General features: G+C 54.9%; 26 protein-coding genes. 4 read left to right on the forward strand and 22 right to left on the reverse strand.

What is annotated here, in order from left to right:
- Window positions 1–96 precede the first annotated feature (96 nt).
- The 10 genes from rnc to AC0LWM_RS07280 all read right to left on the reverse strand — a co-directional run bounded on the left by rnc (window position 97) and on the right by AC0LWM_RS07280 (window position 7,924).
- Window positions 97–792 (reverse strand): ribonuclease III, encoded by a 696-nt coding sequence (gene rnc, locus AC0LWM_RS07235; protein WP_474674241.1) that lies wholly within the window; start codon window positions 790–792, stop codon window positions 97–99.
- 209 nt (window positions 793–1,001) lie between these two features.
- Window positions 1,002–2,240 (reverse strand): beta-ketoacyl-ACP synthase II, encoded by a 1,239-nt coding sequence (gene fabF / locus AC0LWM_RS07240; protein WP_474674242.1) that lies wholly within the window; start codon window positions 2,238–2,240, stop codon window positions 1,002–1,004.
- 125 nt (window positions 2,241–2,365) lie between these two features.
- Window positions 2,366–2,599 carry an acyl carrier protein gene (gene acpP, locus AC0LWM_RS07245; protein WP_474674243.1) on the reverse strand — a complete coding sequence of 78 codons (234 nt, stop codon included), beginning with the start codon at window positions 2,597–2,599 and terminating at the stop codon, window positions 2,366–2,368.
- 92 nt (window positions 2,600–2,691) lie between these two features.
- Complete coding sequence (gene fabG / locus AC0LWM_RS07250) at window positions 2,692–3,432, reverse strand: 3-oxoacyl-[acyl-carrier-protein] reductase (RefSeq protein ID WP_474674244.1); 741 nt, start codon at window positions 3,430–3,432, stop codon at window positions 2,692–2,694.
- A gap of 48 nt (window positions 3,433–3,480) precedes the next feature.
- Window positions 3,481–4,413: an ACP S-malonyltransferase gene (gene fabD / locus AC0LWM_RS07255; RefSeq protein ID WP_474674245.1), complete on the reverse strand. Its 933-nt coding sequence runs from the start codon at window positions 4,411–4,413 to the stop codon at window positions 3,481–3,483.
- Window positions 4,414–4,434: 21 nt separating this feature from the next.
- Window positions 4,435–5,421, reverse strand: a complete 987-nt coding sequence (locus tag AC0LWM_RS07260) for a beta-ketoacyl-ACP synthase III (RefSeq protein WP_474674246.1) — start codon at window positions 5,419–5,421, stop codon at window positions 4,435–4,437.
- A gap of 10 nt (window positions 5,422–5,431) precedes the next feature.
- Window positions 5,432–6,418: a phosphate acyltransferase PlsX gene (gene plsX, locus AC0LWM_RS07265; protein ID WP_474674247.1), complete on the reverse strand. Its 987-nt coding sequence runs from the start codon at window positions 6,416–6,418 to the stop codon at window positions 5,432–5,434.
- Window positions 6,402–6,998, reverse strand: a complete 597-nt coding sequence (fapR, locus tag AC0LWM_RS07270; RefSeq protein ID WP_474674538.1) for a transcription factor FapR — start codon at window positions 6,996–6,998, stop codon at window positions 6,402–6,404. Before fapR ends, plsX begins: the two co-directional genes overlap by 17 nt.
- Window positions 6,999–7,208: 210 nt before the next feature.
- On the reverse strand, window positions 7,209–7,382 hold the full coding sequence (rpmF, locus tag AC0LWM_RS07275) for a 50S ribosomal protein L32 (protein WP_474674248.1): 174 nt from the start codon (window positions 7,380–7,382) through the stop codon (window positions 7,209–7,211).
- Between the two features lie 32 nt (window positions 7,383–7,414).
- On the reverse strand, window positions 7,415–7,924 hold the full coding sequence (locus AC0LWM_RS07280; protein WP_474674249.1) for a YceD family protein: 510 nt from the start codon (window positions 7,922–7,924) through the stop codon (window positions 7,415–7,417).
- 164 nt (window positions 7,925–8,088) lie between these two features.
- Here AC0LWM_RS07280 and AC0LWM_RS07285 point away from each other — a divergent pair, with 164 nt between their 5' ends.
- Window positions 8,089–9,348, forward strand: a complete 1,260-nt coding sequence (locus AC0LWM_RS07285) for a nucleotidyltransferase (RefSeq protein WP_474674250.1) — start codon at window positions 8,089–8,091, stop codon at window positions 9,346–9,348.
- Between the two features lie 24 nt (window positions 9,349–9,372).
- Here the strand turns inward: AC0LWM_RS07285 and AC0LWM_RS07290 are convergent, their stop codons facing one another.
- Window positions 9,373–10,422, reverse strand: a complete 1,050-nt coding sequence (locus AC0LWM_RS07290) for a YlbL family protein (RefSeq protein ID WP_474674251.1) — start codon at window positions 10,420–10,422, stop codon at window positions 9,373–9,375.
- Window positions 10,423–10,511: 89 nt separating this feature from the next.
- Between AC0LWM_RS07290 and AC0LWM_RS07295 the strand changes: the two genes are divergently transcribed.
- On the forward strand, window positions 10,512–11,819 hold the full coding sequence (locus AC0LWM_RS07295; protein WP_474674252.1) for a nucleoside recognition domain-containing protein: 1,308 nt from the start codon (window positions 10,512–10,514) through the stop codon (window positions 11,817–11,819).
- A gap of 10 nt (window positions 11,820–11,829) precedes the next feature.
- Here AC0LWM_RS07295 and coaD read toward each other — a convergent pair whose 3' ends face one another.
- The 5 genes from coaD to chrA all read right to left on the reverse strand — a co-directional run bounded on the left by coaD (window position 11,830) and on the right by chrA (window position 16,047).
- Window positions 11,830–12,333 carry a pantetheine-phosphate adenylyltransferase gene (coaD, locus tag AC0LWM_RS07300; protein WP_474674253.1) on the reverse strand — a complete coding sequence of 168 codons (504 nt, stop codon included), beginning with the start codon at window positions 12,331–12,333 and terminating at the stop codon, window positions 11,830–11,832.
- Window positions 12,330–12,929, reverse strand: a complete 600-nt coding sequence (gene rsmD, locus AC0LWM_RS07305; RefSeq protein WP_474674254.1) for a 16S rRNA (guanine(966)-N(2))-methyltransferase RsmD — start codon at window positions 12,927–12,929, stop codon at window positions 12,330–12,332. The genes coaD and rsmD overlap by 4 nt, the downstream gene beginning before the upstream one ends.
- A gap of 335 nt (window positions 12,930–13,264) precedes the next feature.
- Complete coding sequence (locus tag AC0LWM_RS07310) at window positions 13,265–13,645, reverse strand: hypothetical protein (RefSeq protein WP_474674255.1); 381 nt, start codon at window positions 13,643–13,645, stop codon at window positions 13,265–13,267.
- Window positions 13,646–13,653: 8 nt separating this feature from the next.
- A complete protein-coding gene (locus tag AC0LWM_RS07315; protein WP_474674256.1) occupies window positions 13,654–14,475 on the reverse strand; it encodes a glucosaminidase domain-containing protein in 822 nt (273 codons plus the stop codon).
- Between the two features lie 330 nt (window positions 14,476–14,805).
- On the reverse strand, window positions 14,806–16,047 hold the full coding sequence (gene chrA, locus AC0LWM_RS07320; RefSeq protein ID WP_474674257.1) for a chromate efflux transporter: 1,242 nt from the start codon (window positions 16,045–16,047) through the stop codon (window positions 14,806–14,808).
- A 148-nt stretch (window positions 16,048–16,195) separates the two neighbouring features.
- Here chrA and AC0LWM_RS07325 point away from each other — a divergent pair, with 148 nt between their 5' ends.
- Window positions 16,196–16,537, forward strand: coding sequence for an ASCH domain-containing protein (locus AC0LWM_RS07325; RefSeq protein WP_474674258.1), 342 nt, complete (start codon window positions 16,196–16,198; stop codon window positions 16,535–16,537).
- 84 nt (window positions 16,538–16,621) lie between these two features.
- A complete protein-coding gene (locus tag AC0LWM_RS07330) occupies window positions 16,622–17,071 on the forward strand; it encodes a hypothetical protein (protein ID WP_474674259.1) in 450 nt (149 codons plus the stop codon).
- Between the two features lie 18 nt (window positions 17,072–17,089).
- Here the strand turns inward: AC0LWM_RS07330 and AC0LWM_RS07335 are convergent, their stop codons facing one another.
- From AC0LWM_RS07335 to AC0LWM_RS07360, 6 genes are all read right to left on the reverse strand, one after another.
- Window positions 17,090–18,652 carry an ABC-F family ATP-binding cassette domain-containing protein gene (locus tag AC0LWM_RS07335; protein WP_474674260.1) on the reverse strand — a complete coding sequence of 521 codons (1,563 nt, stop codon included), beginning with the start codon at window positions 18,650–18,652 and terminating at the stop codon, window positions 17,090–17,092.
- Between the two features lie 61 nt (window positions 18,653–18,713).
- Entirely contained in the window at window positions 18,714–20,309 is a 1,596-nt protein-coding gene (locus tag AC0LWM_RS07340; protein ID WP_474674261.1) for an Hsp70 family protein, read from the reverse strand.
- Between the two features lie 40 nt (window positions 20,310–20,349).
- Window positions 20,350–20,832 (reverse strand): hypothetical protein, encoded by a 483-nt coding sequence (locus tag AC0LWM_RS07345; RefSeq protein WP_474674262.1) that lies wholly within the window; start codon window positions 20,830–20,832, stop codon window positions 20,350–20,352.
- A gap of 49 nt (window positions 20,833–20,881) precedes the next feature.
- Window positions 20,882–22,777: a hypothetical protein gene (locus AC0LWM_RS07350; protein ID WP_474674263.1), complete on the reverse strand. Its 1,896-nt coding sequence runs from the start codon at window positions 22,775–22,777 to the stop codon at window positions 20,882–20,884.
- On the reverse strand, window positions 22,762–23,568 hold the full coding sequence (locus AC0LWM_RS07355; RefSeq protein WP_474674264.1) for a hypothetical protein: 807 nt from the start codon (window positions 23,566–23,568) through the stop codon (window positions 22,762–22,764). Before AC0LWM_RS07355 ends, AC0LWM_RS07350 begins: the two co-directional genes overlap by 16 nt.
- Before the next feature lie 2 nt (window positions 23,569–23,570).
- Window positions 23,571–26,762, reverse strand: a complete 3,192-nt coding sequence (locus tag AC0LWM_RS07360) for a DEAD/DEAH box helicase (RefSeq protein ID WP_474674265.1) — start codon at window positions 26,760–26,762, stop codon at window positions 23,571–23,573.
- Window positions 26,763–26,852 lie beyond the last annotated feature (90 nt).

Below are 26,852 nucleotides of genomic sequence, written 5' to 3' on the forward strand. Positions count from 1 at the left end.
TTTTTAGGGGATTGGGTTGCTCGTCGTTCGATAAAAAAAACAAGCCGCAGCGGCACTCGGGCCGAAACGGCTCTGACAAACGAATCGCCAATACCGTTAGGTATTGGCGGTCAGCTTTTCCAGCGCCATGGCTGCGGCTTGCTGCTCGGCTTCCTTCTTGGACCGTCCGGTTCCCGTGCCCAGACGATTGCCATCCATGTGCACTTCGGACACGAATTCCCGCTCATGGGCGGGACCCCGCTCATCGACGATCCGGTATTCTACGATTCCGAGTCCGTGCTGCTGCGTCAGTTCCTGCAGCTGCGTTTTGTAATCGTTCAGCTGCGTTTTGCCGTCGAATATAATCTGAGCGAACATGACCGACTGCAAAAACTGCTGCACGGCGGCAAAGCCTTGATCCAAATACAACGCGCCCACAAACGACTCGAATACGTCGGCCAGCAAGGCGGGACGCGTTCTTCCTCCCGTCAGCTCTTCCCCTTTGCCGAGAAGCACATAGGTGCCAAACTCCAACTGCTCGGCAAACCGGACGAGAGACGGCTCGCAGACGATCGCCGCACGCAGCTTCGTCAGTTCGCCCTCGGGCCGATTCGGATACGTACGGAACAAGTGCTCCGAAACGGCTAGTTCCAGTACCGCATCGCCTAAAAATTCCAAACGTTCGTTATCCTTAAACGAGCTTGCCCGATGTTCGTTTACGTAAGATGCATGCGTAAAAGCTTGCTTCAGCAGCACCTGATTCTGAAACCGGATTTGCAGCCTTTGCTGCAGCTTTTTTAAATCTGCACTCACTGCCATCACCGTCCTATCGTGAAACTTGAGAACCGTAAGCGATCCGCATCGCAGTTGCGGGACGAGATGCTACGGCAGGTTCGCTCATTAGGATACCCAACATCCAAGAATAAACGACTTTCGCCGTTCGATTCGGCGGATCCGAAACCGCCTACTGAACAAAAATCCCGGACCCGTATGCCGAGATCCGAGATTTCATTCATGCAGCGTTATTCCGCGAATTTCTTGAGCACGATCGTCGCATTATGCCCGCCGAACCCGAACGAGTTCGACATGACGATATTGAGGTCGGCTTTGCGCGGCACATTCGGAACATAATCGAGATCGCATTCCGGATCTTGATTGTCCAAATTAATCGTAGGCGGGATGACCCCGTTTTTGATCGCCAGTCCGCAAATCACCGCTTCAACGCCGCCCGCCGCGCCAAGCAAGTGGCCGGTCATCGATTTCGTCGAGCTGACAGCCACCTTGTAAGCGTGGTCGCCAAGCGCCAGCTTGATCGCCGTCGTTTCCGACTTGTCGCCTACCGGCGTCGACGTGCCGTGCGCATTGATATACTGCACGTCTTCAGGTTGGATGCCCGCGTGTTTGATCGCGCGAGTCATGCAACGCGCCGCGCCTTCCGGATCCGGCTCGGTCATGTGATGGGCGTCTCCGCTCATCCCGTAGCCGATCACCTCGGCGTAAATATATGCGCCGCGTTTTTTCGCATGTTCGAGCGACTCCAGCACGAGAACCCCTGCGCCTTCGCCCATAACGAAGCCGTCGCGGTCGATGTCGAACGGGCGGCTCGCTTTCTCCGGCTCGTCGTTGCGCGTGGACATCGCGCGCATCGCGCAGAAGCCGGCCATCCCCGTCGGGCGAATCGTCGCTTCCGCGCCGCCGCAAATCATGACGTCCGCATCGCCGTATTGGATCAGCTTCAGCGAATCGCCGATGGAATGCGTTCCGGTCGCGCATGCCGTCACCGCCGTTGTGTTCGGGCCTTTCGCGCCGGTAGCGATCGATACTTGTCCGCTCGCCATGTTCGCGATCATCATCGGAATGAAGAACGGGCTCACGCGCTTCGGACCTTTCTCCAGCAATATGCTGTGTTGGTCCTCCCAAGTGCCGAGACCGCCGATACCGGACCCGATCATAATGCCGACCCGCTCCGGATCGGTATCTTCCCGAACGTTCAGCTTGGCGTCTTTAAGCGCCTCCAAAGCCGCCGCCGTCGCGAACTGGACGAACCGGTCCATCCGGCGGGCTTCCTTCTTGTCGAGGAAATCTTCGGGATTAAAATCTTTTATAGAAGCCGCGATACGCGTCGGATATTCACTTACATCAAATGACTCCACTTCGGAAACGCCGGACTTGCCTTCCATGAGGCTGTTCCACAAAGTGTCCAAATCTTTGCCGAGCGATGTCATAACGCCCATGCCGGTAATGACCACTCTATTCTTCAAACCAGTCACCTCTATCTATGCACCGTCTACGACCCGCCTGTAAAGCTGGCTGATAACGAAAAATGTTTTGCCTGAGCGAAATGAGGAGAAGTCCCGTTACTTTCGAACGGGACTTGCAATCGATGTTACACGTGTGACTTTATGTAATTCACAACTTCTCCTACACTCGTAATTTTCTCTGCGTCTTCATCAGAGATTTCCAGGTCGAACTCATCTTCTAATTCCATCACCAATTCTACAACATCTAGAGAATCAGCGCCCAAATCATCTTTAAAAGATGCTTCTAGAGTGACTTCAGCTTCGTCGACTCCGAGGCGATCGATGACAATACGTTTCACTCGATCAAAAATATCGGACATCCGGCTCACCTCCTCTTTGGTATTATACGAGAATTGTGGACAAATTACCATAGTGCAAATTTTGTTGCCCGCAATTGCGGAAAACCCGCTTCCTACATGTACATTCCGCCATCGACGTGAATCGTTTGACCCGTCATGTAAGCGGCATCGTCGGACGCCAGGAAGCGCACCGTACGAGCGATATGCTCAGGTTGGCCAAGTCTCGCGAGCGGAATTTGTTTCAGCATTTGCTCCTTCAGCTCGTCTGTCAGCTTATCGGTCATATCGGTTTCGATGAACCCTGGAGCGACGCAGTTGACCGTAATGCCGCGGGAAGCCAGCTCGCGCGCCGAAGCCTTCGTCAGGCCGATGACGCCCGCTTTGGCCGCCACGTAATTCGCCTGGCCCGGATTGCCGAGCACCCCGACGACGGAAGAAATGTTGATGATTTTGCCCGAGCGCTGCTTCATCATCGGCCGGGTTACGGCTTTAATGCAGTTGAACACGCCCTTCAAGTTCGTATCGATCACGTCGTCGAATTCTTCTTCTTTCATGCGCATGATCAGATTGTCTCTTGTAATGCCGGCATTATTCACTAATATATCCAATTTCCCAAAATGGTCTAACGTAAACTTGACCATTTCTTCCACATCGTCGGCTTTTGCGACGTTGGCGCGAATTTTGACCGCTTTGCGGCCCATCGCTTCGATCTGCTGCACGACTTCGGCGGCAGCGGCTTCACTGCCCGCATAGTTCACGGCAACGTCGGCGCCGGCTTCCGCAAGGGTCAGCGCGATCGCCCTGCCGATGCCCCGGGAAGCGCCCGTGACGAGCGCTACTTTACCTTCCAGCATGAAAGTTCCTCCTCGCATGAATGGAGTTAATAAAATCGAAACGTCCGGTTAAACGGCAGAAGCGACGGCCTCGGCCGACTCCGCGCTGTTCACCGAGATGACGCGAACGTTGCGGTCGATCTTCTTGATCAGCCCGGCCAGAACCGTACCCGAGCCGATTTCGACGAAAGTGTCGACGCCTTCCGCGATCAGCCAAGCGATGCTATCCTCCCATAGTACAGGGGAATACACTTGCTCGACAAGCAGCTTGCGAATGTCAGCCGCCCCGGATACCGGACGTGCCGTCACGTTGGCGACGACATGAATTGCGGCTTCTTGCATCGATACGCCTTCGAGCTTCTCGCCAAGCTTCTCGGCGGCGGGCTTCATGAGCGAGGAATGGAACGGACCGCTCACTTCGAGCGGAATAACGCGCTTCGCTCCGGCTTCCTTGCCCCGTTCGACGACGGCTTGTACACCCGCTGCGCTGCCGGATACGACGATTTGCCCCGGGCAATTGACGTTCGCCAGCTCAACAAGGGCACCGCCCTCGGAAATGGAGGCGCACAATGCCGCGAGCGCTTCGCGTTCCGCCCCAAGCACGGCCGCCATCGCGCCTTGTCCGCTTGGCACGGCCTGCTCCATATATTCGCCGCGCGCCCGCACGATGCGGACGGCATCGTCGAAGGCGAGAACGCCGGCAACGACAAGCGCGCTGTATTCGCCCAAGCTGTGTCCGGCGACATAGTCCGGAGCAAGTCCTTTCGCCTTCATCGCCTCGTACAGCGCAATGCTCGTTGTAAGCAGCGCAGGCTGCGTGTTGTAAGTGATTTTCAACTGATCGTCTGGCCCATTAAAAATAATGTCCGTCAGCTTGAAGCCAAGCGCTTCGTCCGCACGATCGAATATTTGACGCGAGCCTTCGTATCCTTCGTACACGTCGCGTCCCATGCCGACCGCTTGGGCACCTTGGCCCGGGAATACAAATGCAATTTTACCCATTGATGATGAGGCTCCTTTCTTCTACCAAATCAATACGGACGCGCCCCAGGTCAGGCCGCCGCCGAAGCCTACGAAGACGAGGCAGTCGCCTTCCTTCACCCGGCCTTGCTCAACCGCTTCGGCAAGCGCGATCGGAATCGAGCCTGCCGATACGTTTCCGTACCGATCCAGATTGGTGACGCATTTCTCCGGCGGCAGCTCCAGGCGATTGATCGCCGATTCGATAATTCGGATATTCGCTTGGTGCGGGATCAGCAGGTCGATATCTTCCTTGCTCTTCCCGGCTTTGCGAAGCGCCTCTTCCGCCGCGGAGCCCATGATGCGGACGGCGAACTTGAACACGTCGCGGCCGTCCATGTGAATGTAGTGCAATTTGTTCTCCAAGCTTTCCGCCGAAGCCGGAACGCGCGAACCGCCGCCGCAAATTTTCAGCAGCTCTCCGCCGGAGCCGTCCGCGCCGAGCTCGAACGACTTGAAGCCGCGGCCTTCCGGGACGCGTCCGAGGATAACGGCCCCCGCGCCGTCGCCGAACAAGATACAGGTGTTGCGATCCGTATAATCGGTAATGCGGGATAACGTTTCAGCCCCGATGACGAGCGCGTATTGGTACGTGCCCGTAGCAATGAAATTCGCCGCGTTGGCCAATCCATAAATAAAGCCGGAGCAAGCCGCCGACAAATCGTAAGCCGCTGCTTTTTTCGCGCCTAGCTTATCCTGCAAAATGCAAGATACGGAAGGAAACGCCATGTCCGGCGTAATCGTCGCGACGACGATCAGGTCGAGCTGATCGGCCGTAATGCCCGCAGCCTTAAGTGCTTCTTCGGCAGCAGCCAGCGCCAGATCGGAGGTCGCTTGCTCGGGAGATGCAATTCTCCGTTCGCGGATGCCCGTACGGGTGACGATCCACTCATCGTTTGTTTCAACCATTTGTTCAAGCTCTGCATTCGTTAAAATACGTTCGGGCGCATATTTGCCCGTTCCAATAATGCCGACAGGATGCAAATTCATTATGACACACTCACTTCCCGCTGATTTCCTTTGAAATTGCTCGAACCAAGTCGCTCTGCACCGCTTCTCTCGCTTGCCGCACGGCGTTTTTGATCGCTCTAGCGTCAGAGGAGCCATGGCTTTTCATGCAGATGCCGTTAATGCCGAGAAGCGGTGCGGCGCCGTGTTCCTTGTAGTCGAGCTTTTTGAAAAATCGTTTTAAGCCCGGTTTTAGTATGGCCGCCGCAAGCTTCGTATACCACGTGCTCATAAATTGTTCCTTCAGCGCGGAGATGATAGCCCCAGCCGTTCCCTCCATCGCTTTCAGCAGGATGTTTCCGGCGAAGCCGTCGCATACGAGCACGTCGCAGTTGCCGTCCATGACGTCGCGCGCCTCGACGTTGCCCACAAAACGGATCGGCGCCTCGGACAAAACCGGAAACGCCGCTTTGGTCAGCTCGTTGCCTTTGTTCTCCTCCGTGCCTACGTTAAGCAATCCGATCCGCGGGTTGCTCACTCCGCCGACCTTCTGGCAGTACAGGCTGCCCATGATCGCGTATTGCCTCAGTTGCTCGGGCGTTGCATCCATATTGGCGCCAAGATCGAGCGCCAAAATGCCGCGGCCGTCCTTCGTCGGCAGCATCGGCGCGAGCGCCGGCCGGTCGATGCCGTCGATCCGCCCGACGATGAGCAGCCCCATCGTCATGAGCGCCCCGGTATTGCCGGCAGAGATCATCGCATCGGCCGCATTTTCCCGGACGAGCCTTCCGGCAACGACCATGGACGCGTCCTTCTTGCGGCGAACCGCCTTCACCGGCTCGTCGTCGGCGGATATGACTTCACTGCAATGATGGACGGTGACATTGACGGGCTTCGAAGTCAGCAGCGGCTCAATGCGCGCCGCGTCGCCGACGAGAATAATCTCGACATCGCTCCATTCGGCGGCGGCTTGCAATGCTCCAGCCACGTTCGCCTCAGGGCCGAGGTCCCCGCCCATTGCATCAATTGCGATCCGCATTCATGTCTCTCCCTTCGTCAGTATGTTCCTTTGCAGAACGATAAATGATGAAATTGCCCTGAAACACCATCTCTTCAACGACATATGTAAACACTTCGACCTTGGCTTTTCCCTTCTGACCCGAAATGGATCGTACGTAAGCTTTGGCGATACATTTCTCGCCCAGATGCACGGGACGGATGAATCGAATGTCCGCGGATGCGGTCAAAGCGATTTCTTCATTGATGATCGCGACGGCAAGCGAATTCGCTTGGGCGAATACATGATGCCCCCGCGCGATTTTCGTTCTGGAGAACACGTGCTCTTCGCGAATTTCGAATATGGATATGCCGCTTTTGTCCAGCTGCAAGTCGACGATTTCGCCGATCACCTCGTGGAGCGGCAGCGAGCGTACTTGGTCATACGATCGTTCGGCCATCATTTTAATGCGTTCCCGCAGCTCCGGAATGCCAAGCTCAAGCCGATCCAAGCGAATCGTCTGGATGCTTACCTTCAGTTGGCGCGTCAGTTCCTGGTCGGTTATAAACGGGTTGTCTTCGATCAGCTTTGTCAACTGTTGCTGGCGTTGTCGTTTTGGCAGCCGTTCGATGGCGGGCACCACCTTTTACTCGGATAATTTTCCAGGGTATTAACTTTTTGGGGTTTTTATTACCTGGTGCTAAAGGTAGTATATATAATTCCCCGCGAAAAGGAAAGCCGATTCTCAAATCCCCTCAGAACAGTCGGGCTTACGGCAAGTTCCGCACAAAAAAAATAGCACCTCACCAAAGATGAAGTACTATCATTGCGATTATTGCTTGATGATTTCTCTCGCTTTATACGTTCCGCAAACGCGGCATACGCGGTGAGAAAGTTTCAATTCTCCGCATTGCTCGCATTTTACCATGCCCGGAACTTCCAATTTGAAGTGAGTACGGCGCTTATCGCGGCGAGTTTTGGACACTTTTCTAAATGGTACTGCCATATTCCCACCTCCTTAACAAATATCCGAACGCTTCATTCCTTGAAAAAATCTTTGAGACCTGCAAGTCTCGGGTCGATTTTTTCGCCTTTGCAGCCGCAAGACTGCTCGTTTCGATTCTGTCCGCATTCCGGACATAAGCCCAAGCAGGCTTCGTCGCAAAGCGGAACGAACGGAAGGTTCATTAAAACACTCTCTTCAACAAAAGGCCGCAGATCGAATTGCTCGTCCGCAATTTCAATCACGTCGTCTTCGTCTTCTTCCTCGTCAGAGAGCTCACTGACTTGCTTGAATTGTTCGTGGAAAGGAATGTCTAGCGACTCCTTGACCGGATTCAAGCAGCGGGAGCAGACGAGCTCGACGTCAGCCTTAATTCGGCCGTCGATGTCGGCGATGCCGTCTACGACTCGAACGGATAAATCCGCCTCGACCGGTCCAATGCCGGTTATATCTCTGCGCCCGCTAATCAGCGAGGTCGCATCGATTCGTTCTTGAAACCGGACAACGTTCCCTTTGGAAGCTAAGTCACGAAAATGAATTCGCATAGGTTATCACTCCAAACAAACAAAAATAATTATAGCGATTTTGCCGGCCTTTTGTCAACATTTCCACGTTTTTTTGTAGATGAAAGTTTTCCAAACGTTCTGGCGCAGCATCCTTAATAGTAGTTTTGCTTCCTCCATGGTATAGTGTTGGCAGGAGGTGCCCCATGCGCACAGTAGGGATTATCGTAGAATATAACCCTTTACATAACGGACATTTGTATCATTTCCGGCAATCGAAAAAAGAATCCGGCGCCGACGCAGCCGTCGCGGTTATGAGCGGACATTTCCTGCAGCGCGGCGAACCGGCGATCGCGAGCAAATGGGCGCGGACGGAAATGGCGCTCGCCATGGGCGCCGATCTCGTCATCGAGCTGCCCGTCGCTTACGCTTCCCAGCCGGCGGAATGGTTCGCCTATGGCGCCGTGGCTTTGCTGGACGCGACAGGCGTCGTGGACAGCCTCTGCTTCGGCAGCGAAAGCGGAGATATCGATTCGCTGCGCAAGCTGGCGAAGGTGCTCGCGTCCGAGCCTGAACCGTTTCGCCAGCTCGTGCGGCAGCAGTTGAAAACCGGGGCGAGCTATCCCGCCGCCTACAGCGAAGCGGTCCGGCTGTACGCGCAGGAGCATGCCGTGCTGCCTCCCGAGCAGCAAGACGCGGCGGCGATGCTGGCGATGCCGAACAATTCGCTTGGCCTTCATTACTTGTTGGCTCTCGAGCGCATCGGGAGCCAAATCCAGCCGCTCACCATTACCCGGCAAAAGGCCGGATACAGCCAAACGGACATTACCGACCGGGATATCGCCAGCGCCACCGCGATACGCCGTTTAGTATTCGAGCGGGGCAACCTGGAGGAAGCCGCCGCTTATATGCCGGAAACGACGTTGGCGATTTTGCGCCGCGAACGGGACGCCAGACGCGGGCCGATGAGCTGGGACAACTATTTCTTGCCGCTGCTGCATCAGCTTGCGAGCAGGTCCGCAGAAGAGCTTACAGGCGTCTTCGAAGTCAATGAGGGGCTTGAGCACCGACTGAAAGCCGCCCTTCCGGAGCTGCGCGAGCAGATGACGTTCGAAGCGCTGCTAACCGCATTGAAGACGAAGCGGTACACGCGAACGAAGCTGCAGCGCACGCTGCTCCGCATCCTGCTGAACCATAGCAAATCCAGTTTAACGTCCGATTCGCTCCATAACGGAGCCAACTACTTGCGCGTACTCGGCTTTAGCTCAGCCGGCCGGGAGCTTCTGCATCGGATGAAAAAAACGGCTTCCGTGCCGGTGATCGCCAACGTGACGAACGAGGCTTGCGAACGTCATCCTTTCCTCGCAATGGACGTTGCCGCATCGCAAATTTATGCATTAGGGTACGCAACGCCACGCCGGGACGAAATGTTCCGCGACTATTTTCAGCCGCCGATCAAGTTCTAGCCGCTCAAGCTGCAAGCTCAAACTTCATGAAGCTTTGGGCTGCAGCTTCTCCAAGTAATTCAGCGCGTCGTCCATCTTATCCACGACGACGATTTTCATCTTCGTCCCCATTTTTTTCGCTTGATCGGTCGCTTCCTGCAAGTTTTTGCGCGGGGCGAAGAAAATTTCCGCTCCTTCGCGGTCGGATGCCATGATCTTGTACTTGATGCCGCCGATCGGGCCGACCGTGCCGTTGGCGTCGATCGTCCCGGTTCCCGCGATCTGGTAGCCCTTCGACAAGTCGCCCGGCGTCAGCCGATTGTACATTTCCAGCGAGAACATCAATCCGGCCGAAGGTCCGCCGATCGCCCCCGCGTCGATATGAATTTGCTTTTTGGCATCGTCGGCTTTGACCGACAGCATTTGCCCGATGACGATGCCGATCGCAGGCGTCTTGCTTGCCGGTTTTCCTTTCTCCGGAGGCAGCGTGGATAAAGGCAATGCAACGGTAACGTTCTTTCCTTTGCGCTCGACCGTGACGTTGACGGTGTCGCCGACTTTTTTCTTCTGCAAATACGCGTGCAAATCATCCGCGCTGACAATTTTGACATCGTCCACGCTAACGATGCGGTCTCCCGCTTTCAGCAACTTTTCGGCGGGCATACCCGCCGTCGCCTGCATGACCAGCACTCCTTCGGGAGTGAGCTTAAACGGCGTACCCGCTTTGCTGTAGGCGGCTTGCATCGCGTTCGTTTGCGAGCCCTGCATGATGAACACTTGCCGGGTGTCGTATTCCGCCGGCGACTCATCTTTGAAAATATCTTTTTTGTTATATACTTCGACATCGGGATTAAAGGCCGTCAACATGTAATTGAACAAGTTCGTGTACAGCATCCGCACCGTCGTCAGCATGAACGCCCCCTTCTCTTCGGGATCGTCCTTCTCGATCTTCACCATCGGCTTGATCGATTCGGCCGTTCCCGCCGTATAGATGACGTATGGCGTCGGCATGTAAAACAATACATAGAGGATCGCCGCACCCAATACGAACAGCGGTACGATCCGCAGCATTCGCTTCCTATTGTCTCTCTCCATGATCGTTTTGTCTCCCTATAGCTTGGTCTAAACGTCCCGCCGGACGCGTAAACATGTACAATCACGAACCCCTACGAAGAGGTGAAGCCATGATTCGCGCCGGTTTACACCGCGAAAGTCAGAATATTACGCTCCTGACGGGCATTTCGGCAGCCGTTCTCGTTGTTTGTATCGTCTTGTTCCCGGAACAAGCTTTTTCCGCATCGCTGCAAGGTTTAACCGTATGGTGGAAAATCGTCTTCCCGGCCTTGCTGCCGTTTATGGTTGCTTCTGAGCTGATGCTTGCATATGGACTGGCCCAAGGGCTTGGCACCTGGCTGGATCCGCTCATGCGCTTCTTGTTCAAGATTCCCGGCATTGGAGGCACCGCTCTCGTCATGGGGCTCGCGGCAGGAAGTCCTGCGGGCGCCGAAATGACGGTCAAGCTGCGCAAGCAGCAGCAGCTAAGCCAAAGCGAAGCGGAGAAGCTGCTCGCGCTGTCTCATGTAAGCAGCCCGGTATTTATCGTCCTGGTCGTCGTAACGGGATTTATGCAGAAGCCCCAATACGGGTTGTTTCTTGCCGTTGTTTATTATATTTCCGCGATCGTCATGGGATGCCTTATGCGGAATGTTTCTTCTGCTTCTCAAACGGACACGCTCCCCGGTGAAGCAAGCGGTGCACCGCCCGCCATTCCGACCAAGAGCAAAGCCGCAGCATTGTCGTTCCGAAGCGCAGGGGCCGCCATGCGCGATGCGCACCGGCTTGACGGCCGTACGTTCGGAAAGGTGCTTGGAGACGCCGTCGGAACAGGTGCGCAGAAGCTTTTTATGATCGGCGGACTCATGATGATGTTCGCTGTTCTCATTCGCGTGCTGCAAATATTGCTTACGCCGCTTCACATACCGGATGCTTGGCTGCAGCCGCTGTTATCCGGTTTGCTGGAGGTCCATATCGGCTCGTATTCGCTCAGTCAAGCTTCGGCCGAGCCTCTCGTCTGGCAAATGGCGGCAATCGCGGCGATTCTGGCCTGGAGCGGCATTTCTTCTCATGCGCAAGTCCAAAATTTGATTCAAGGTACCGACCTGCGATATTCGACGTTTCTTCGAGCGAGACTGGTCCATACTCTGATCGCCGCGATTTTGGCCGTCGTATGCTGGAAACCGTTTATCAGCTTCATCCAGCCGAAGTTGACCGGCTTTTTGACATCGAAGCTTGCAAGCTGGTCTATGCCAACCGGATTCGCGCTTGACGACTTTGCCGTCACCGCGTTTGCCGAGCCGGTCGACATTTGGCAGTGGAGCGGCTGGAAGCTGTTTTACCCCATGGCGCAAAGCTTGCTGTGGATCGTCCTTATTTTAACCGGATTGTCGTTATGTATCGCTTTCGTTCAAAAAATAACCCGTTTGTTCCGTTAAAATATTTCCGTTACGCTTTTGGGTATTTGCTCTTGAGCGCCTCTTGAACAACATCCGGCACCAATTCGTCGACCGGCCCGTGGAACCTTGCAATCTCCTTGACAATGCTCGAGCTTAAGTAAGAAAACTTCGGATTCGTCATCATAAAAATCGTTTCCACATCGCCGTTCAGCTTATGGTTCGTAGAGGCCATCTGCAGCTCATATTCAAAATCGGTGACCGAGCGGATGCCGCGGACGATCACTTGCGCCCGTTTCGAACGCATATAGTTTACGAGCAAATCGCGGAAACTGTCGATTTCCACATTCGGCATGTCTTGCGTTACTTGCTTCAACAAACGAACCCGCTCTTCCACCGTAAAAAGCGGATTTTTGCTGGAATTGTTCAATACGGCAACGATCAGACGGTCGAATTGCTTCGCGGCCCGTTGGATAATGTCCTCATGTCCGCAAGTTACCGGATCAAAGCTGCCTGGATATACTGCGATTCGTTCTACTGGATGTACCGAGTTCACGGTTCGTTCGCCTCGCTCTCAATCTTAGGATCGTGCGCCCTATGCGCGTCGTAATGATATATCGTAACGGCGATTTCGCCGTATACCGCCTTCTTGCCGCAACGGAAACCGGAGAAATTCTCCGGGTACACATGGTCCGAGTCATGCTCGACCATCATGATCGCCCCGTCGTTCAGAAGCTGCTTTTCGGCCATGTCGAGCATGAGCTCGTCGACGTTCTTCAATTTGTACGGAGGATCGAGAAATACAAGATCGAACCGCGCTTCGCGTTTCATCAGCGCCTTGAGCGCTTTCGTCGCTTCATTGCGGTAAATCTCGGCCCGATCCGCCACTCCCGCAGCTTGTACGTTGTGACGAATGACCTCGATGCTCTTCGGCTCCAAATCAACGAAAATCGCGCGATCGATTCCGCGGCTTAATGCTTCGATTCCTAAGCCTCCGGTTCCGGCGAACAAATCAAGCGCTTGTCCCCCATCGAAATACGGTCCGATCATGCTGAATATCGCTTCCTTGACCTTATCCGTCGTCGGCCTCGTCCCGCTGCCGGGCACCGCTTTTAACGGCCTGCCTTTGGCCGTGCCTGATATGACCCTCAACCTTTCGTTCCCCGCTTCCTTCTATGGATGTCAGTTTGCTTTCTGTATCGTATCACATTCGGAAAAAATTGAAAAACGCATCCTGCGATGCGCTTTCGTGAAAATTTTTTTTGGCCGATGTATAAAAGTGCTAATATCGGCAATGATATGATTATCGACATCACAAATGTCGTAGACAACCGCGGAGAAGACTTACGTTTCCCCATAAGTTCTTCGTCCGGTTTCTCCTCTCCCATGAATGGGCGTCCCGAAAGGGGCGCCTAATTCGTTTTATTCGAGTTAATCTTGCGCAAAAGGCTACCGATTTCCGGCAGCCTTTTGACGTATACTTCTGATTATTTTGTATAATGACGGTAAAACGCCGTATGCTTGTCAAACTTCCTTGATTGTTCAACTGCTTGTTCAAGCGTCATTCCTTGGACCAAAAAATAAAATAAATGCATACAAAAGAAAAGCGTAGCATCGCCACGAATACCTTCTGTCGGAGCGATATAATGATTGCATCCGCCATCAATAAACGCTTTGGCAATATGTTCTCTGCCTGTTTCGCAACCCATGTTGACAAAAAGTCGTCCAGGTAAATGAACAATACGCGATAATTCTTCAGCGCCGAGCGAAGGCTCTCCAGACCCTGGAATTATTCCATCCTCGTCACCGTGACAGTCCAAAACAATGATATTGTGTGTTGGAATCTCGCCGCTCAAAAGCCCGTACACGCGACCCCTTATTTCGGATCTAACAATGTTACTGTCTTATTCGACTTATCCCATTGCACCTTTAAGCCTAATGCTTCCGCTAACCGCCGCACCGGAACATAGCCGGTATTTTGAATGAGCCGCGTCTCGATCGGAACGCCGTTAATCAGAACCTGTTTCCCGTCCCATTCCACCAAGGCTCCCGCCGCTTGGCCAATCACCCTCGCGGGTACCCAAGTCAGCGAATCCAACAGTTGACCGCTTACGGTCATATCTTTATAGAATACGTCCACTTTTTGCTCGACTTCAGCTTCCTCCTCCGTCACGTCGAATCGCGTTAATTGATAACGGCGGACGACCGCCATTATTTTTTCGACGTAAGTCGGATCCGTTGCATATCCCGCTTTTTTAAGCGCATCCGCATACGCTTCCGGCGTTCTGGCTTCCCAAACCCCGGCTCTCACATATCTCGGTTTTTTCAGCAGCTGCAGCTGATCGTCGATCGATTCGCCATAATTGTGATACGCCTTGAACGTATCCATGATGAGCACTTCCGTTAATGCCGGATTTTTTTTGGCGGGACCAACAATTCTTACCAGCATTCCGGCTGACCGCACCCATTCGACTTGCCTTTGCGTGTAATACTCCCTCGTATAAATGACGACACTCCCCGCCGGACCTACCCCTTTTATATTGCCGAGGTTATATGATTCCCGTCCCGTAACGATATCTTTTGGCGTCTTCAGTTCAAAGCCGACCTCCAGGATCAGCTGACCGATCGCTCCCGAAGGACAAGGGTATTTGCCTTTGACAAGCGATGCGAGCAGCTCTATGACTTCCCACGGTTTCATTCCGCTTCCTCCTTCCATGACCGAATCTTGTTTAGAACAAGCTCTATGCATCATATTCGGAAAAAGGCAATGAGGAAACGGCGGATATGGGGTAAAGCTCATTCAGAAAAGATTTTCTTAAATTCAGCACTTTTTTTCTGAATTTTACGGCAAAAGTGCGATTCAGAGCATCATTCAGAAAATATTTTCTGATCTTAGCCAAAAATTTCTGTATTTAAGAAAAAATTTTCTGAACGATCGAGAAAGCGGGATTTCTGGGCATTATTTAAGCCAAAATTTTCTGATTTTCAGCCAAAATATTCTGAATTGGTGCCTGCCCAACTACCTCACTCAAGTCATCAGCATCCCTGCCGCTGCGGCAAGCAACACGACGATCCATGGCGGAGTCTTCCATAGCGTCAGCAGCGCAAAAGCGACAAGAGCGATGCAAAAATCCATCGGCGTGGAAATCGTGCTCGTCCATACCGGCGAATATAGGGCTGCAAGCAATATGCCGACAACCGATGCATTGACACCCATTAACGCGGATCGGAAGCCGGAATGTCTGCGAAGACTGCTCCAATAAGGCAAAGCTCCGACGATCAGCAAAAAGGACGGCATAAACACGGCCAAAACAGCTATTGCGGCAAGCAAGGCCCCCTCCCATCCCCCGGCCATCGATGCTCCTAAATAAGCCGAGAATGTAAACAACGGACCGGGTATCGCTTGGGCTGCGCCGTAACCGGCAACAAACTGGTCTTCGGTAATCCAGCCGGCAGCCACGGTTTCGTGCTCCAGCATCGGCAAAATGACATGCCCGCCGCCAAACACAAGCGCCCCAACGCGATAAAAGCTGTCGGTCAGCGCAATCCATAGACTGGGTACCGCAAACCGAAGAAGGGGCAGCGCCGCAAGTAAGCCAAAGCATAGGATCAATGATGCTTTTGCGGTTGTTCTGCTCATACGGCTCATACGGCCCTCATCCCGATCTTGCGAGGGGTCTGCCGTTTCTTCCGCACCAGGCTTGAAAATGAACCAGCCAAGCAGTCCCGATATCGCTAACGGCACGATTTGCCCCCAGCCTGCAGGTAGCAGCAAAGCGGCGATCGCTGTAGCGGCCGCAATCGACCCGCGCACCCGATCCGGCGCTAAGGTCCGGGCCATTCCCCACACGGCTTGCGCAACGACGGCAACGGCGACGATTTGCAGTCCGCGGATCCATCCGGCCCCGGCGAAATCCCCACTCCCGACCCAATATGCGAACAGCCCCATCGCCAGCGCCGAAGGGAGCGTAAAGCCAAGCCATGCGGCGATGCCGCCGGGAAGCCCGGCCCTGCCGATTCCGATGGCCATGCCCAACTGGCTGCTCGCCGGACCGGGTAAAAACTGGCATAGCGCAACGAGGTCGGCGAAGCTGCGTTCGTCAAGCCAGCGGCGGCGTTTGACATATTCGTCGCGGAAATAGCCGATATGGGCGATCGGCCCGCCGAACGAAGTTAACCCGAGCTTGAGGGCGACAAGAAAGGTTTCGATAAACGAGCCGCCTTCTTTTGCCGAAGCAGCTCCAATTTGATCATCCACTTGTTTTTCCAAAAGTTTCTCTCCCCACTTTGGTTGATCGGAAGGTCAATCTGTCTCTCCTAACGACGTCCTTCATTTTTAATTCCAGCCGAATTGATGTACAATGTGAAACGTGTGTAAATAGATGCCAATCCCATTAAACTTTGCAGGAGGAATTATCATGACAGAGCAACTGCCGCCAAAAACATGCTCCATCGACCGTCTGATCACCGTACAAGCCGATATCGAACGCGTACTTCGCGGCGAAAAAACCGCAACGCGCCGCAACGGGCGCTATGCCGATCCTGGCGAGGTCATGGAGCTGGAAGGCCGCTCCTTCGAAGTCTATAACGTCTTCCAGCAGCCGCTCGGCGAAATAACCGATGCGGATGCGCAAGCCGAAGGCTTCGCCGATTTTGAATCGTATAAGCAATATATTTTGTCCATGCACAAAGGCATGCCTTGGATTCCGCAAGCAAAAGTATGGGTTCACGAATTCCGTCCGGTGCAGCACGCGCAATAATCAACGAAACCGATCCGCGAGCCCGGAGGAAAGTCCTCTTTCCAGCCGGCTCGCATCCCTTACTTCATCATGCGGAGGTCATCTATGTCCATCGATTTGTGGCTGTACAAACTCATATTATACGTGCATATTGTTAGCGTTGTGTTATCGCTTGGTCCTTTTTTCGTCCTTTTTCCGCTGCTCAAAAAGCTGAAGACGATCCCGCAGGACTTTCTGGATACGTCCTTGCAGGCATTTACCGTCACGGTGACGCTGTCCAAGCATTCGGGCCATTTATTAACCGTATCCGGCGTGCTGTTATGGATGCTGGGCGGCTGGTCGTGGAGCGAGTCCTGGATTATCGTGACGCTGGCAATCCTGCTCGGATCTCTCTTCTTTATCGCCCGTGCTTTCTCGCCGATTATACGAAAAATGAAAAGCACGGAAGCAGAGAGGCACTTACTCGTTGCCAAACTGTCCCGCGCTGTTTTATGGTATGTGATCATTTTGCTCGTGATGATGTGGTTTATGGTCGCCAAGCCTACCTTATGGTAAATCCGGTTCAATCGGCGCTTAGGACCTTTGAGCCGCCTTGTGCGACCATTCCTCAACGTCCCAAACCTTCGTAATCCAATCCTCGTAAAAATCCGGTTCGTGCGATACGAGAATAATCGTGCCTTTATACTCTTGCAGCGCCCGCTTCAACTCCGCTTTGGCGACGACGTCCAGATGGTTCGTCGGTTCGTCGAACAGCAGCCAGTTGCTTTCGCGCATGAGCAGCTTGCACAGCCGGACTTTCGCTTGCTCTCCGCCGCTCAGCATGTTCAGCGGCCGCGTAATATGCTCGTTCTTGAGTCCGCAGCGCGCAAGCGCGGCACGAACTTCATGCTGGTTCAAGCTTGAATATTCATTCCATACGTCGTCGATCGGCGTAATATTTCCCGCTTTCACTTCTTGCTCGAAATACGCCGGGAACAGGAAATCGCCCAAATACGTTTTGCCGCTGAACGGCTCGATTTTTCCGAGAATCGTCTTGAGCAGCGTTGATTTGCCGACGCCGTTGCAGCCGACGATGGCGATTTTGTCGCCCCGCTCGATCGTCATGCTCATCTTAGGCAGCAGCGCATACGTGTAGCCGATTTCCATATCGACGCCTTCGAATACGATCCGGCCGCTTGCGCGCGATTCTTTGAATACGAAGGTCGGCTTCGGCGCCTCCTCCGGACGATCGATCCGTTCGATCCGGTCCAGCTGCTTCTCGCGGCTTTTGGCCCGGCCGGACGTCGAATATCTCGCTTTGTTCCGTTGAATGAAATCTTCCGTCTTTTTGATAAATTCCTGTTGTTTCTCGTAGGCGTCGATATGCTGCGATTTGTTCATATCGGCCATCTGGAGAAACTTCTCATAGTTCGCCGAATAACGGGTCAGCTTGGCAAATTCGAGATGGTAAATGACGTTAACGACATCGTTCATAAATTCCGTATCGTGAGAAATGAGCATGAACGCGTACGGATATTCCTTCAAGTACGTTTTCAGCCAATCGATATGTTCAACGTCCAAATAGTTCGTCGGCTCGTCGAGCAGCAGTACCATCGGCTTTTCGAGCAGCAGCTTCGCCAGCAGGACTTTGGTCCGCTGTCCGCCGCTTAATGCGGAAACGTCCCGTTCCAGCCCGATCGCGTTTAATCCGAGTCCGTTCGCCATCTCTTCGACTTTTACGTCGATCAAATAAAAATCGCCGATTTCCAGCTGCTCTTGAATATCGCCCATTTGCTCAAGCAGCAGCTCAAGCTCCTCGGGACTCGCATCGGCCATTTTGGCCGTAATGTCGTTTAATTCGTTCTCCAGCTCAAGCAGCGGCAAAAAAGCGTCCTTCAGCACGTCGCGGATCGTTTTGCCCGGCGTCAGCTTCGTATGCTGGTCCAAATATCCGTAGCGGACCTTCGGTGTCCATTCTACCTTGCCGTTATCTTTCAACAATTGACCTGTCAAAATATTCATCATCGTCGACTTGCCGACGCCGTTCGCCCCGACCAAACCGACATGCTCTCCGGCCAGCAGCCGGAACGATACGTCTTTGAACAACGTACGGCCGCCAAAGCTATGGGATAAATCTTCTACCGTTAAAAGACTCATGATTCGTTCGAATACCCCTATCCTATTAATCTATTCGCATTAATTCGCATTATAGCACAGGCTACTGCGATTCCGTGAGCAAAATTTCTTCCACACCGATTTCCGTCTTGAACAAGTTGTCATACGCCGTTACGCGAAGCCGCTGCGATTTGTCGATCGCATACGTCACGCGGATTCGGCTCAAGTCCATCGTTTGCTCGTGCGGCTTGATGTTCATCCGCCAACAGACGGGGCTGCCGTTCTGCCTCAGCGGTTCGAACCGGTCGCCTTTGCGTACCATCGGCACGATTTCGATGCGCGTCTGGTTCGATTTCGTCGTGGCGACCCGCTTTACCTTCTGCACCGGATACGGCTCGTTATGGTCGATCATGACGATCGTTTCTTTCCCTGCGTGGTTGTATATGCCGTAAGCGGCGCCGATGAAATCGCCGACCAGAATTTCGCCTTCGCTTCGCGTATAGCGGGCATTCCCACGGGCGATCCGCGTTTGCAGATGTTCTTCGTCCCAGACGATTCGCGCGTTCGGATATAGCTCTTCTAGCAAATCGGGCACGAACGAAACCAAGCTGCTCCCCCCCGACAACAGAACCGCTTCGATGCCTTCGCGGGATAATCCCGTTTGTTCGTGGAACAAGTCGTTCAGCTGCTTCAAACCGTGCAGCATACGTGCGCGGATCGACTCCGTCGCAAGCATAAACTGCTCGTAAGTGACGGTTACGCCTTTGATCCCTTCGTCTACGCCGGGAATAAGCGGCGGGATATTGACCGCGAACTGGTCGTTCGACGACAAATACCGCTTCGCTTGCTCGGCAATATGCTTCAATTGATAATAAAACGTAAACTTCGGATGGTTTTTCAGCTTGTGCAGCCGCTCCGGATCGTCGAATACATCGAGGCTGATGCTCTCGCACACCGGATTGCCCTGCGCCTTGCCTTGCTCGACGAATAGCTTGACGATGACGTCATCGAGATCGTCGCCGCCGAGGTCCAGCCCGATTTTGGCCGTCACTTTGCCTTTGTACCGGTTGTCGCCTTGTCCGGTCAGCTCGCGCAATGCACGGGAAGCTCCATCCTTCATATCTTCGGTTTCGTATTTATCGATGATCGCGAGGTCAAGCGTACCGCCGCCAAAATCAAAAATAAGCGCGTAATGGGCCTGAATCTGCTGGCAATCCCACAATACCGAAATCGGCTCGTCGAGAAACCAGACGTTTTCGACCGGTATGCCAAGGCGAACGGCGGCGCGCTCCATGACGCTTTTGCGATTGTCGTCAAAATTGACCGGAACGCTGAGCGCAAGACGCTCCACCCGCCGCGGATTGTCGATGCCCGCTTTGCGCAGCAGCTCGCGAATAAAAATTGCATATAGCTGTTCCAGATCGTACGTCTCGCCATCAACCGTTAACGTATATTTCATATCGCGGCGCAGCTCGGTTTTGATCGAAAAGACGGAACGGTTCCGCAGCCGGTCGATCGCCGCCGCTTGATTGCCGATCATCCATTCGCCGTTTTCGTCGATCGACAAAATCGAACGGATCAAGTTCGGCGTTTCGCCGACGTCGACCTTTTTGATTTCCACCTTATCCGAATGCGGGTCGAATACGGCTACCGACGAATTCGTCGTGCCGAGGTCGATGCCGACATAATATTTGTTCATGGGAACCTCCTAAAAGTTTTCCGTAGGAAAACTACTTCACCTATATCATACTCAAATCGTCAAGCACCTGCTGCACCTCGTCCGCCGATTTCGCGGAGTATAAAGCGATTTTCGCCTTCACGAGCGCAGCTTTATTTATCGTATCGCGAATGCCGGGGGCGACGACCTGGATGGTCGCCTCCTCCAGCCGAACGTCTGCATCATGCGTAATAATCGTATAATTCGCGGGATATCGGCCGATGTCTTCACGGATACGGGCTTCAAACGCCTTCTCGCCGGAAGCGTCATCCGTGCCGCCGGGAAACCATTCCCAGCCTACCCCGGATTGCCCGAGCAAGCGGACGGGAAACGCGATGTCCGGAAAATGCTTCTCGAGCTCCGCTTCGCGCAGTTTATAGCTTGCGAGAAGCTGAATCAAAGCTTCGGCCTGCGCCGTATTTAAACGCACAGTGCCTTGCCGATTCACGTCGCCCCGAAAAGCTTCCTTTCCCGCCTTCCACGCCCTTTTCCATCTTTCCAGCATATCGAACGTTCATCCTTCCCGGTTGCCTGCAAAATCGTCACGTTCTATTCTAAATGCTGCGCAAATCGTCCAACAAGTCTACAATTTGTTTTTTATCCGAAATTTCCGGCCGTACGATCATTCTGGCAATGACTTGCCCGCTCCATTCATCCAGCGCGCCCGGGCGAACGATGCGGTATTTCACCGAATGAGCCGAGCTTAACGCGCCGGCCGCATCCGTCTCGAACTTGATCCGTTCGCTATGTCGGTCAAGCCATTCGCGAACGAGCGAATCGTCGTCCCGCCGCGAATCGGGTTCTCCAAAAAAGCGGACGCCAAGCGCCTCCGCCAGAAGCTCCGCTTGGTCCGCCGGCCAGCGCAGCGGTTCGCCGTCTGCCGATAACCGGTCGAGCCACAAGGCCGCAAGCTTTTCTTTATCCTCCGCAAGAAGCTTGCCGAGGCGCAGCAAACGATTTCGATCGTCGCCGGAGGCTGATCCGCACCATTGCAGAAAAACATCCCAAACCGACTGCCGCGCGGACTGGGCCCGAATCCCTTCGCCCCCGAACAACGACGAAGCCGAGGGCATATCCAGCTCTAGCAGCGGAGCCAGTTCTGCCGGCTGCTTGATTTTATAAATATACGCATACACAGTATCTTTGCCGTGGGCCGTCAAGTAAGCGAATATCGGCACGATAAGGCTACTCGGCAGCCCCGCTTTGATCCCGTCCGCAAAAATATCGCAGCACCGTTCCATGATCGATTCCCGGTCGAACCGGCCCGATTGCCCGGTTGCACCCCGGTCAAGGCGGAGCAGCCGCTGCTCGATGCTGATCGGATCGAGACAAAGCACCCAGCTTAGCGAGTCGAAGGAATACTTCGGCTGCGCGAACAAACCCGCGAAGACGTTCCAGTGGCGCAGGATGATTTTGTCCTGCAGCCATTTGCGCCGTTTCTCGTCGTGCAGCGACCGGCGCACAAGCTCGGGGAAATAGGCTGGCAGCTCGTCGCCTGCGATTAGATAATCTTCGAAACCGATCGTTTCATAAATGGCGGCAAGACATTCGATATGTGCCTCTGGAAAACAGTAAAATGCATCCTTGTCGCCCAACAGCTTGTCGAAAGCCGACTGCCGGGGCTCAGGGTCGATCGTCCCGCGGGTCATGTTCGTCTTCGATGCGTACGCCGTCAGCCATCGCAAAAATCGTCTACGCTCCAGGTGCTGCGGAAAAATTTCCTCGCGCAGCTTCCCGTTGTTTTCCTGCCGGAGCGCATCGACATAAGACGGACTAGCGGCCGCATGAAGACGCTCGAGCAACCCTCGTATTCGTTCTTCCGGACGGTCCCATTGCTTTCTATGAATAAACGCGACGAAAGGCCACTCCGCAAAAGGTTTGGCAAGCAGCTTGCGCGGCGCCTCTTCTTTTTTCCGCTCATGCGACTCGAAAGCCGTACTCTTCCGCTCGCGCTGCTGCTCCTCATCCGCTGCGTACTCGATTTCGATTTGACGAATATGTTCTTTGTATTCGTTTTCCAATTTGTCATATTCCTTCTGCAGCTGCTGCGCGAAGGCGGCGTGTTTCTCCACCGATTCAGTCATGCGCTGTTCGAAGGCATCAACCGCCCGTTCCCAAATCAGGCTATGATAGTACGCCTTCATATCGAACAGGGCCGTATCCAGAAGCGGCTCTTCATCGGCATCGGCCATCGCCGCGAAAGCGATGTCGTACAGCAGCTGCTGGAAAAACACTTCATGGAAGGAAACGTAGCTGTTCTTCCACATTCCCGGCGAACGAGGATACCGAAGCTCCTCGACGATTGTAGACGAAGGCGGGAATAGCAGCCATTCCAACAAATAATAAGGGTTCTTCTCCGCCCGGATTTGGGCGAGCTTGTCGGCATACGAGGCATTGCGGTACAAATTCGTATATTTGCGAAGCCAATCGTACGTTATCCACCGTTCCATCCGTTCACCTCCGCATGATTGTCGCGATGCGAGTTCCCGTCGCCGCCCAGAAGCCGTTCCGCCGCCTCCGCAGCGCGGCGGTAAGCCGGCGCCAGCACCTGATGCAGCGGCGTCGGCTTGTTCCAGAACTTCGGCGGTGCCGCCAAGGCGAGCGGCGGCGCGGCTTGCGCTGCCGGAGCCGCTTCAGCCGGCGGCACGGCGGCGTCCTGCGCGGCCGGCACGTTCGCGCCGAAGGCGGCTGCGCCAGGCGCGTGCGCCTGCGCGGCGAGCTCGCTGCGACGGCGCCGGAGCGCCGCGGCGAACTGGCCGCGGCTTAGCCCGCGCAGCGCGAGCAGCCGGAGCGGCGATGCCGCCAGCTGCGGCGCAAGCGCGTGCAGCGCGGCGGCCGCGTGCGCGCACAGCTCCGGCGACGCCGCGCCGCAGGAGCAGCGGATGCGCCAGGCGGCGCGCTCCGCCGGAAACAGCGCCGCGCCCGCATCCTCGAGCCGGGCGGCGTGGCGCTCCAGCAGCCGCCCGTTCCACAGCGCGGCGCCAAAGGCCGCCTCGGCGGCGGTAACGCGGCATGCGGCATCCCGCTCCGCTTCCGTGAACGGGGCGAGCCCGATGTCCACGACATACGGCCGAGTCGCGTCGCCTTTCACCTTCGCGGAAACGGAAAACCATTCGCTCTCGGCGTCAAGCTGCACCTGGCCCTGCTCGGCTAAGCGCCGGCCCTCCTGCATGCGGCTCGTTCCCGTATAGGCAAGCGCGGCTTCGAACCAACGCTCCGCCCACCATGCGCCATGTTCCATCGTTAATCCTCCCCTTCCACGAACAACTCCCGCCTAAGCGTGACGATTTGCTTCAATTCCTCGGTCGACAGCTCCGTGAGCCATTGCTCGCCAGTGCCGACGACATGCTCGGCAAGTTCTTTTTTCGCTTCGATCATGCCGTCGATGTTCTCCTCAAGCGTACCGGAGCAAATAAACTTGTGCACCTGAACGTCCCTTTGCTGCCCGATGCGGTATGCACGATCGGTCGCCTGGTTCTCGACGGCGGGATTCCACCAGCGGTCGTAATGAAACACATGGTTCGCCCCGGTCAAATTCAATCCGTACCCACCCGCTTTGAGCGACAACACGAACAAACGCGGCGAATCGGGATCATTCTGAAAATGCGACACCATCTCGTCCCTGCGTTCTTTGCGCGTTCCTCCGTGTAGCAAATAAACTTCTTGCCCGAAACGCTGGGCCAGAAATTGCTGCAGCATTTCCGCCATCTTTGCATATTGCGTAAAAATCAATGCTTTTTCCCCGTTCGCGACGACTTCGTCAATCATTTCCGCCAGCCGGATCAGCTTGCCCGAACGCCCTTCGCTAACGCGCCCGTCCTGCAAATAATGCGCCGGATGGTTGCAAATTTGCTTCAGCTGCGTAATCGCCGACAGAATCGCCCCCCGGCGCTCCATCCCTTCCGCACGTTCGACGCTCTGCAGCATGCTGCGCACGCAAGCTTCATAGAGCGTGACCTGCTCCCGCGTTAACGGACAATATTCTTTCATTTCTTGTTTATCCGGCAAATCTTGAATGACATTTTTGTCCGTTTTCACTCTGCGCATGACGAACGGCTGAATCATCCGCTGCAGCGTTCGCGCACGCTCTTGATCACGCTGACGTTCGATCGGCTGCACGAATTTGTGCCGAAACTGCTCCTGCGAGCCGAGGTAGTCGGGATTAAGAAAATCAAGGATCGACCAAAGCTCCGACAACCGGTTTTCGACCGGGGTGCCCGTCAAAGCAATCCGGTGGCCGGCGCGCAGCTTGCGGATCGATTTCGTTTGCTTCGAAAAAATATTTTTAATGTTCTGCGCTTCGTCCAGCACGACGACGTCCCACACAACCGCTTCCAATTGTTCCGCATCCCGCTGAGCAATGGAATACGAGGTCATGACGATGTCGCACGACGCCAGCTTCTCCTCCAATTGCTCCCCGTACAAGCGGGAAGTACCGTAATGCAGCCATACGCGCAGCGACGGCGCAAACCGGGCCAGCTCTCGCTGCCAGTTGCCGAGCACCGAGGTAGGACATATAAGAAGAGCCGGTCCGTGAAGCTGTCCGGTTTCCTTTAAGCGCAGCATATAAGCGATCCACTGGATCGACTTGCCGAGCCCCATATCGTCGGCCAAGCAAGCGCCCATACCGAGCGTACGCATCGCCGCAAGCCAGGAATAGCCCTTCTGCTGGTAGGGACGCAGCAAACCTTGCAGCCCCGCAGGCTGTTCCAGCATCGGCACGGCATCCATCTCGCGCAGCTGCTCCATCCATGCGCCCAATTGCGCATCGGCCGTCACGCCGGCGAACGGCATGCGCGGCAAGGGCAGCTCGTCGACCAGCTCGTTCACCGCGAGCGGCTTGCTTCCCTCGGCGCGGCCGCCTTGCAGCGAAAGATGGAGTGCTTCCGCAAACGTCATCCTGCCGAATTCGTTGTTCGCCGCATATTCCAGCATTGCCTTCGCGACGTACGGCTGGAATTCCACCCATTGTCCGCGCAGCTGGACTAGCGGCATCTTCAGCTCGGCCAGCTGCTCCAGCTCCGATTGCGTCAAAGTGTCGCCGTCCATCGTCATTCGCCAGTCATAGTGGACCAGCGAATCGAATCCGACCATGCCGGGAGCGAAAGAACGGTCCGCAGAACGGTCTCCCGGCTCATCGGCGGTATCGGCCGCTTGCAGTCTCATCTGGAGGCCGAAACGAGATCCGCGGTTTCGCCACCAGGCGGGAACGTACACCGAGAAGCCTTCGTTTTGCAGAAGGGACGCCCCCTCGCGCAAAAATAAATACGCCTCCTCCTGCGTTAACGTGCAGGCTAGCGGAATCGCATCTCTCAAGCATCGCTCCAGCGGGGCAAATTTCCGTGCCGCGGCATCCAAATCACGCAGAAGCCGCTCCTGCGGTTCATGCCATAACGCGCTTGCCGCACGTCTGTCGCCACCGGCTTCCTCATCCCGCCAAATGGACTCGGCCGGATACAGCAGACCCGGATCATCCTTCGACTGAAGCATAAATTCGAGCCGCCATCCGGCCGAGCCGTCATTGCCGGAAGTTTGTTCATCACCGCGCGGCGGCTCTGCTAACCGAAAACACGTCGTAACCGTCCGTTCCGCCTCGGCATCGTTTAATCGCTGCCGCCATTCGGCCGCATCGCCCGCGATCCATTCCAGGGCTGGAACGTTAAGCGGCGCTTCCGGCGAGAGCAAGGCCGCCAGCCAATGCTCGATAGGGGTAAGCGGCGAAGCGTAACGGGGATTTAATGTTTTGATCATCTGCCGTGACTCTTCTTCCGATTGGGCACTTCGAACGACTGCATCTACGATCGTACGTACAAAATGCTTGACGGTATCCTCCCATGGTTCGGAATCGCCGCGCTCTGCCGCACCCGATGCCCGCTGCGCATTTCGGCTAGACAAAGGCATCGTCACCGCCAATCGTTCGATCTGATTCTTAACCGAAGGCGCCTCCAGCAAAGGTTCCCAGACAGCCTGGTGCTTTGTCGTCACGCCGAGATCATCTTCGACTTTCCCGGACATCGTCCGGACCGCAGGAACGTACTGCTGCTTCGCAACTAATTCAAGCGCGAGCAGCACGCATTGCCTCCAATACCGAATGCTGTCTCCTGCCGCAATTCCTTGTTCCTCCGCAGTATCGGCGCCAAAAGCAAGCAGCATACGTACAAGATCAAGCGCATATTCCGCTTGAAATGTCAGTTTTAAAGCCTCCATATCATGATGCTGCAATCCGTCCGTGTAAGATACCGGCACAACTTCACGGGCATGCTCGAATAAAGCCGGATCTATAGCATCCGACCTTTCGGCCAAAAGAGCGACGAGTTCTTCGGAACGGGCCATCCTCCGCTCCGAGCCCGTTCTATCGCTTTCTCCCCATACGGCGAAAAAAGGTCGCTCGCCAGGCAACGGCGATGCAACCCAAGAACCATGCAGCTTGAACAAATGCTCTACCCCTTATCCGAACGGAATTAGTTATTCCTTCAGCTTATCAAACTTACGACCCGGAAACAACGGGTAAAGCTCATTTTCAGC

The organism is Paenibacillus sp. sgz302148 (assembly GCF_056120465.1).

Excerpts from the sequence above, each read along its gene's own strand:
- acpP (WP_474674243.1), bottom strand. The coding sequence starts at position 2,599 with ATGTCCGATATTTTTGATCGAGTGAAACGTATTGTCATCGATCGCCTC.
- AC0LWM_RS07290 (WP_474674251.1), bottom strand. The coding sequence starts at position 10,422 with ATGGAGAGAGACAATAGGAAGCGAATGCTGCGGATCGTACCGCTGTTC.
- AC0LWM_RS07350 (WP_474674263.1), bottom strand. The coding sequence starts at position 22,777 with ATGGAACGGTGGATAACGTACGATTGGCTTCGCAAATATACGAATTTG.
- rpmF (WP_474674248.1), bottom strand. The coding sequence starts at position 7,382 with ATGGCAGTACCATTTAGAAAAGTGTCCAAAACTCGCCGCGATAAGCGC.
- AC0LWM_RS07340 (WP_474674261.1), bottom strand. The coding sequence starts at position 20,309 with ATGAACAAATATTATGTCGGCATCGACCTCGGCACGACGAATTCGTCG.
- fabG (WP_474674244.1), bottom strand. The coding sequence starts at position 3,432 with ATGCTGGAAGGTAAAGTAGCGCTCGTCACGGGCGCTTCCCGGGGCATC.
- AC0LWM_RS07285 (WP_474674250.1), top strand. The coding sequence starts at position 8,089 with ATGCGCACAGTAGGGATTATCGTAGAATATAACCCTTTACATAACGGA.
- AC0LWM_RS07325 (WP_474674258.1), top strand. The coding sequence starts at position 16,196 with ATGACAGAGCAACTGCCGCCAAAAACATGCTCCATCGACCGTCTGATC.
- plsX (WP_474674247.1), bottom strand. The coding sequence starts at position 6,418 with ATGCGGATCGCAATTGATGCAATGGGCGGGGACCTCGGCCCTGAGGCG.
- AC0LWM_RS07315 (WP_474674256.1), bottom strand. The coding sequence starts at position 14,475 with ATGAAACCGTGGGAAGTCATAGAGCTGCTCGCATCGCTTGTCAAAGGC.
- AC0LWM_RS07280 (WP_474674249.1), bottom strand. The coding sequence starts at position 7,924 with ATGCGAATTCATTTTCGTGACTTAGCTTCCAAAGGGAACGTTGTCCGG.
- AC0LWM_RS07345 (WP_474674262.1), bottom strand. The coding sequence starts at position 20,832 with ATGCTGGAAAGATGGAAAAGGGCGTGGAAGGCGGGAAAGGAAGCTTTT.
- AC0LWM_RS07355 (WP_474674264.1), bottom strand. The coding sequence starts at position 23,568 with ATGGAACATGGCGCATGGTGGGCGGAGCGTTGGTTCGAAGCCGCGCTT.
- AC0LWM_RS07295 (WP_474674252.1), top strand. The coding sequence starts at position 10,512 with ATGATTCGCGCCGGTTTACACCGCGAAAGTCAGAATATTACGCTCCTG.
- fabD (WP_474674245.1), bottom strand. The coding sequence starts at position 4,413 with ATGGGTAAAATTGCATTTGTATTCCCGGGCCAAGGTGCCCAAGCGGTC.
- AC0LWM_RS07260 (WP_474674246.1), bottom strand. The coding sequence starts at position 5,421 with ATGAATTTGCATCCTGTCGGCATTATTGGAACGGGCAAATATGCGCCC.
- AC0LWM_RS07330 (WP_474674259.1), top strand. The coding sequence starts at position 16,622 with ATGTCCATCGATTTGTGGCTGTACAAACTCATATTATACGTGCATATT.
- AC0LWM_RS07335 (WP_474674260.1), bottom strand. The coding sequence starts at position 18,652 with ATGAGTCTTTTAACGGTAGAAGATTTATCCCATAGCTTTGGCGGCCGT.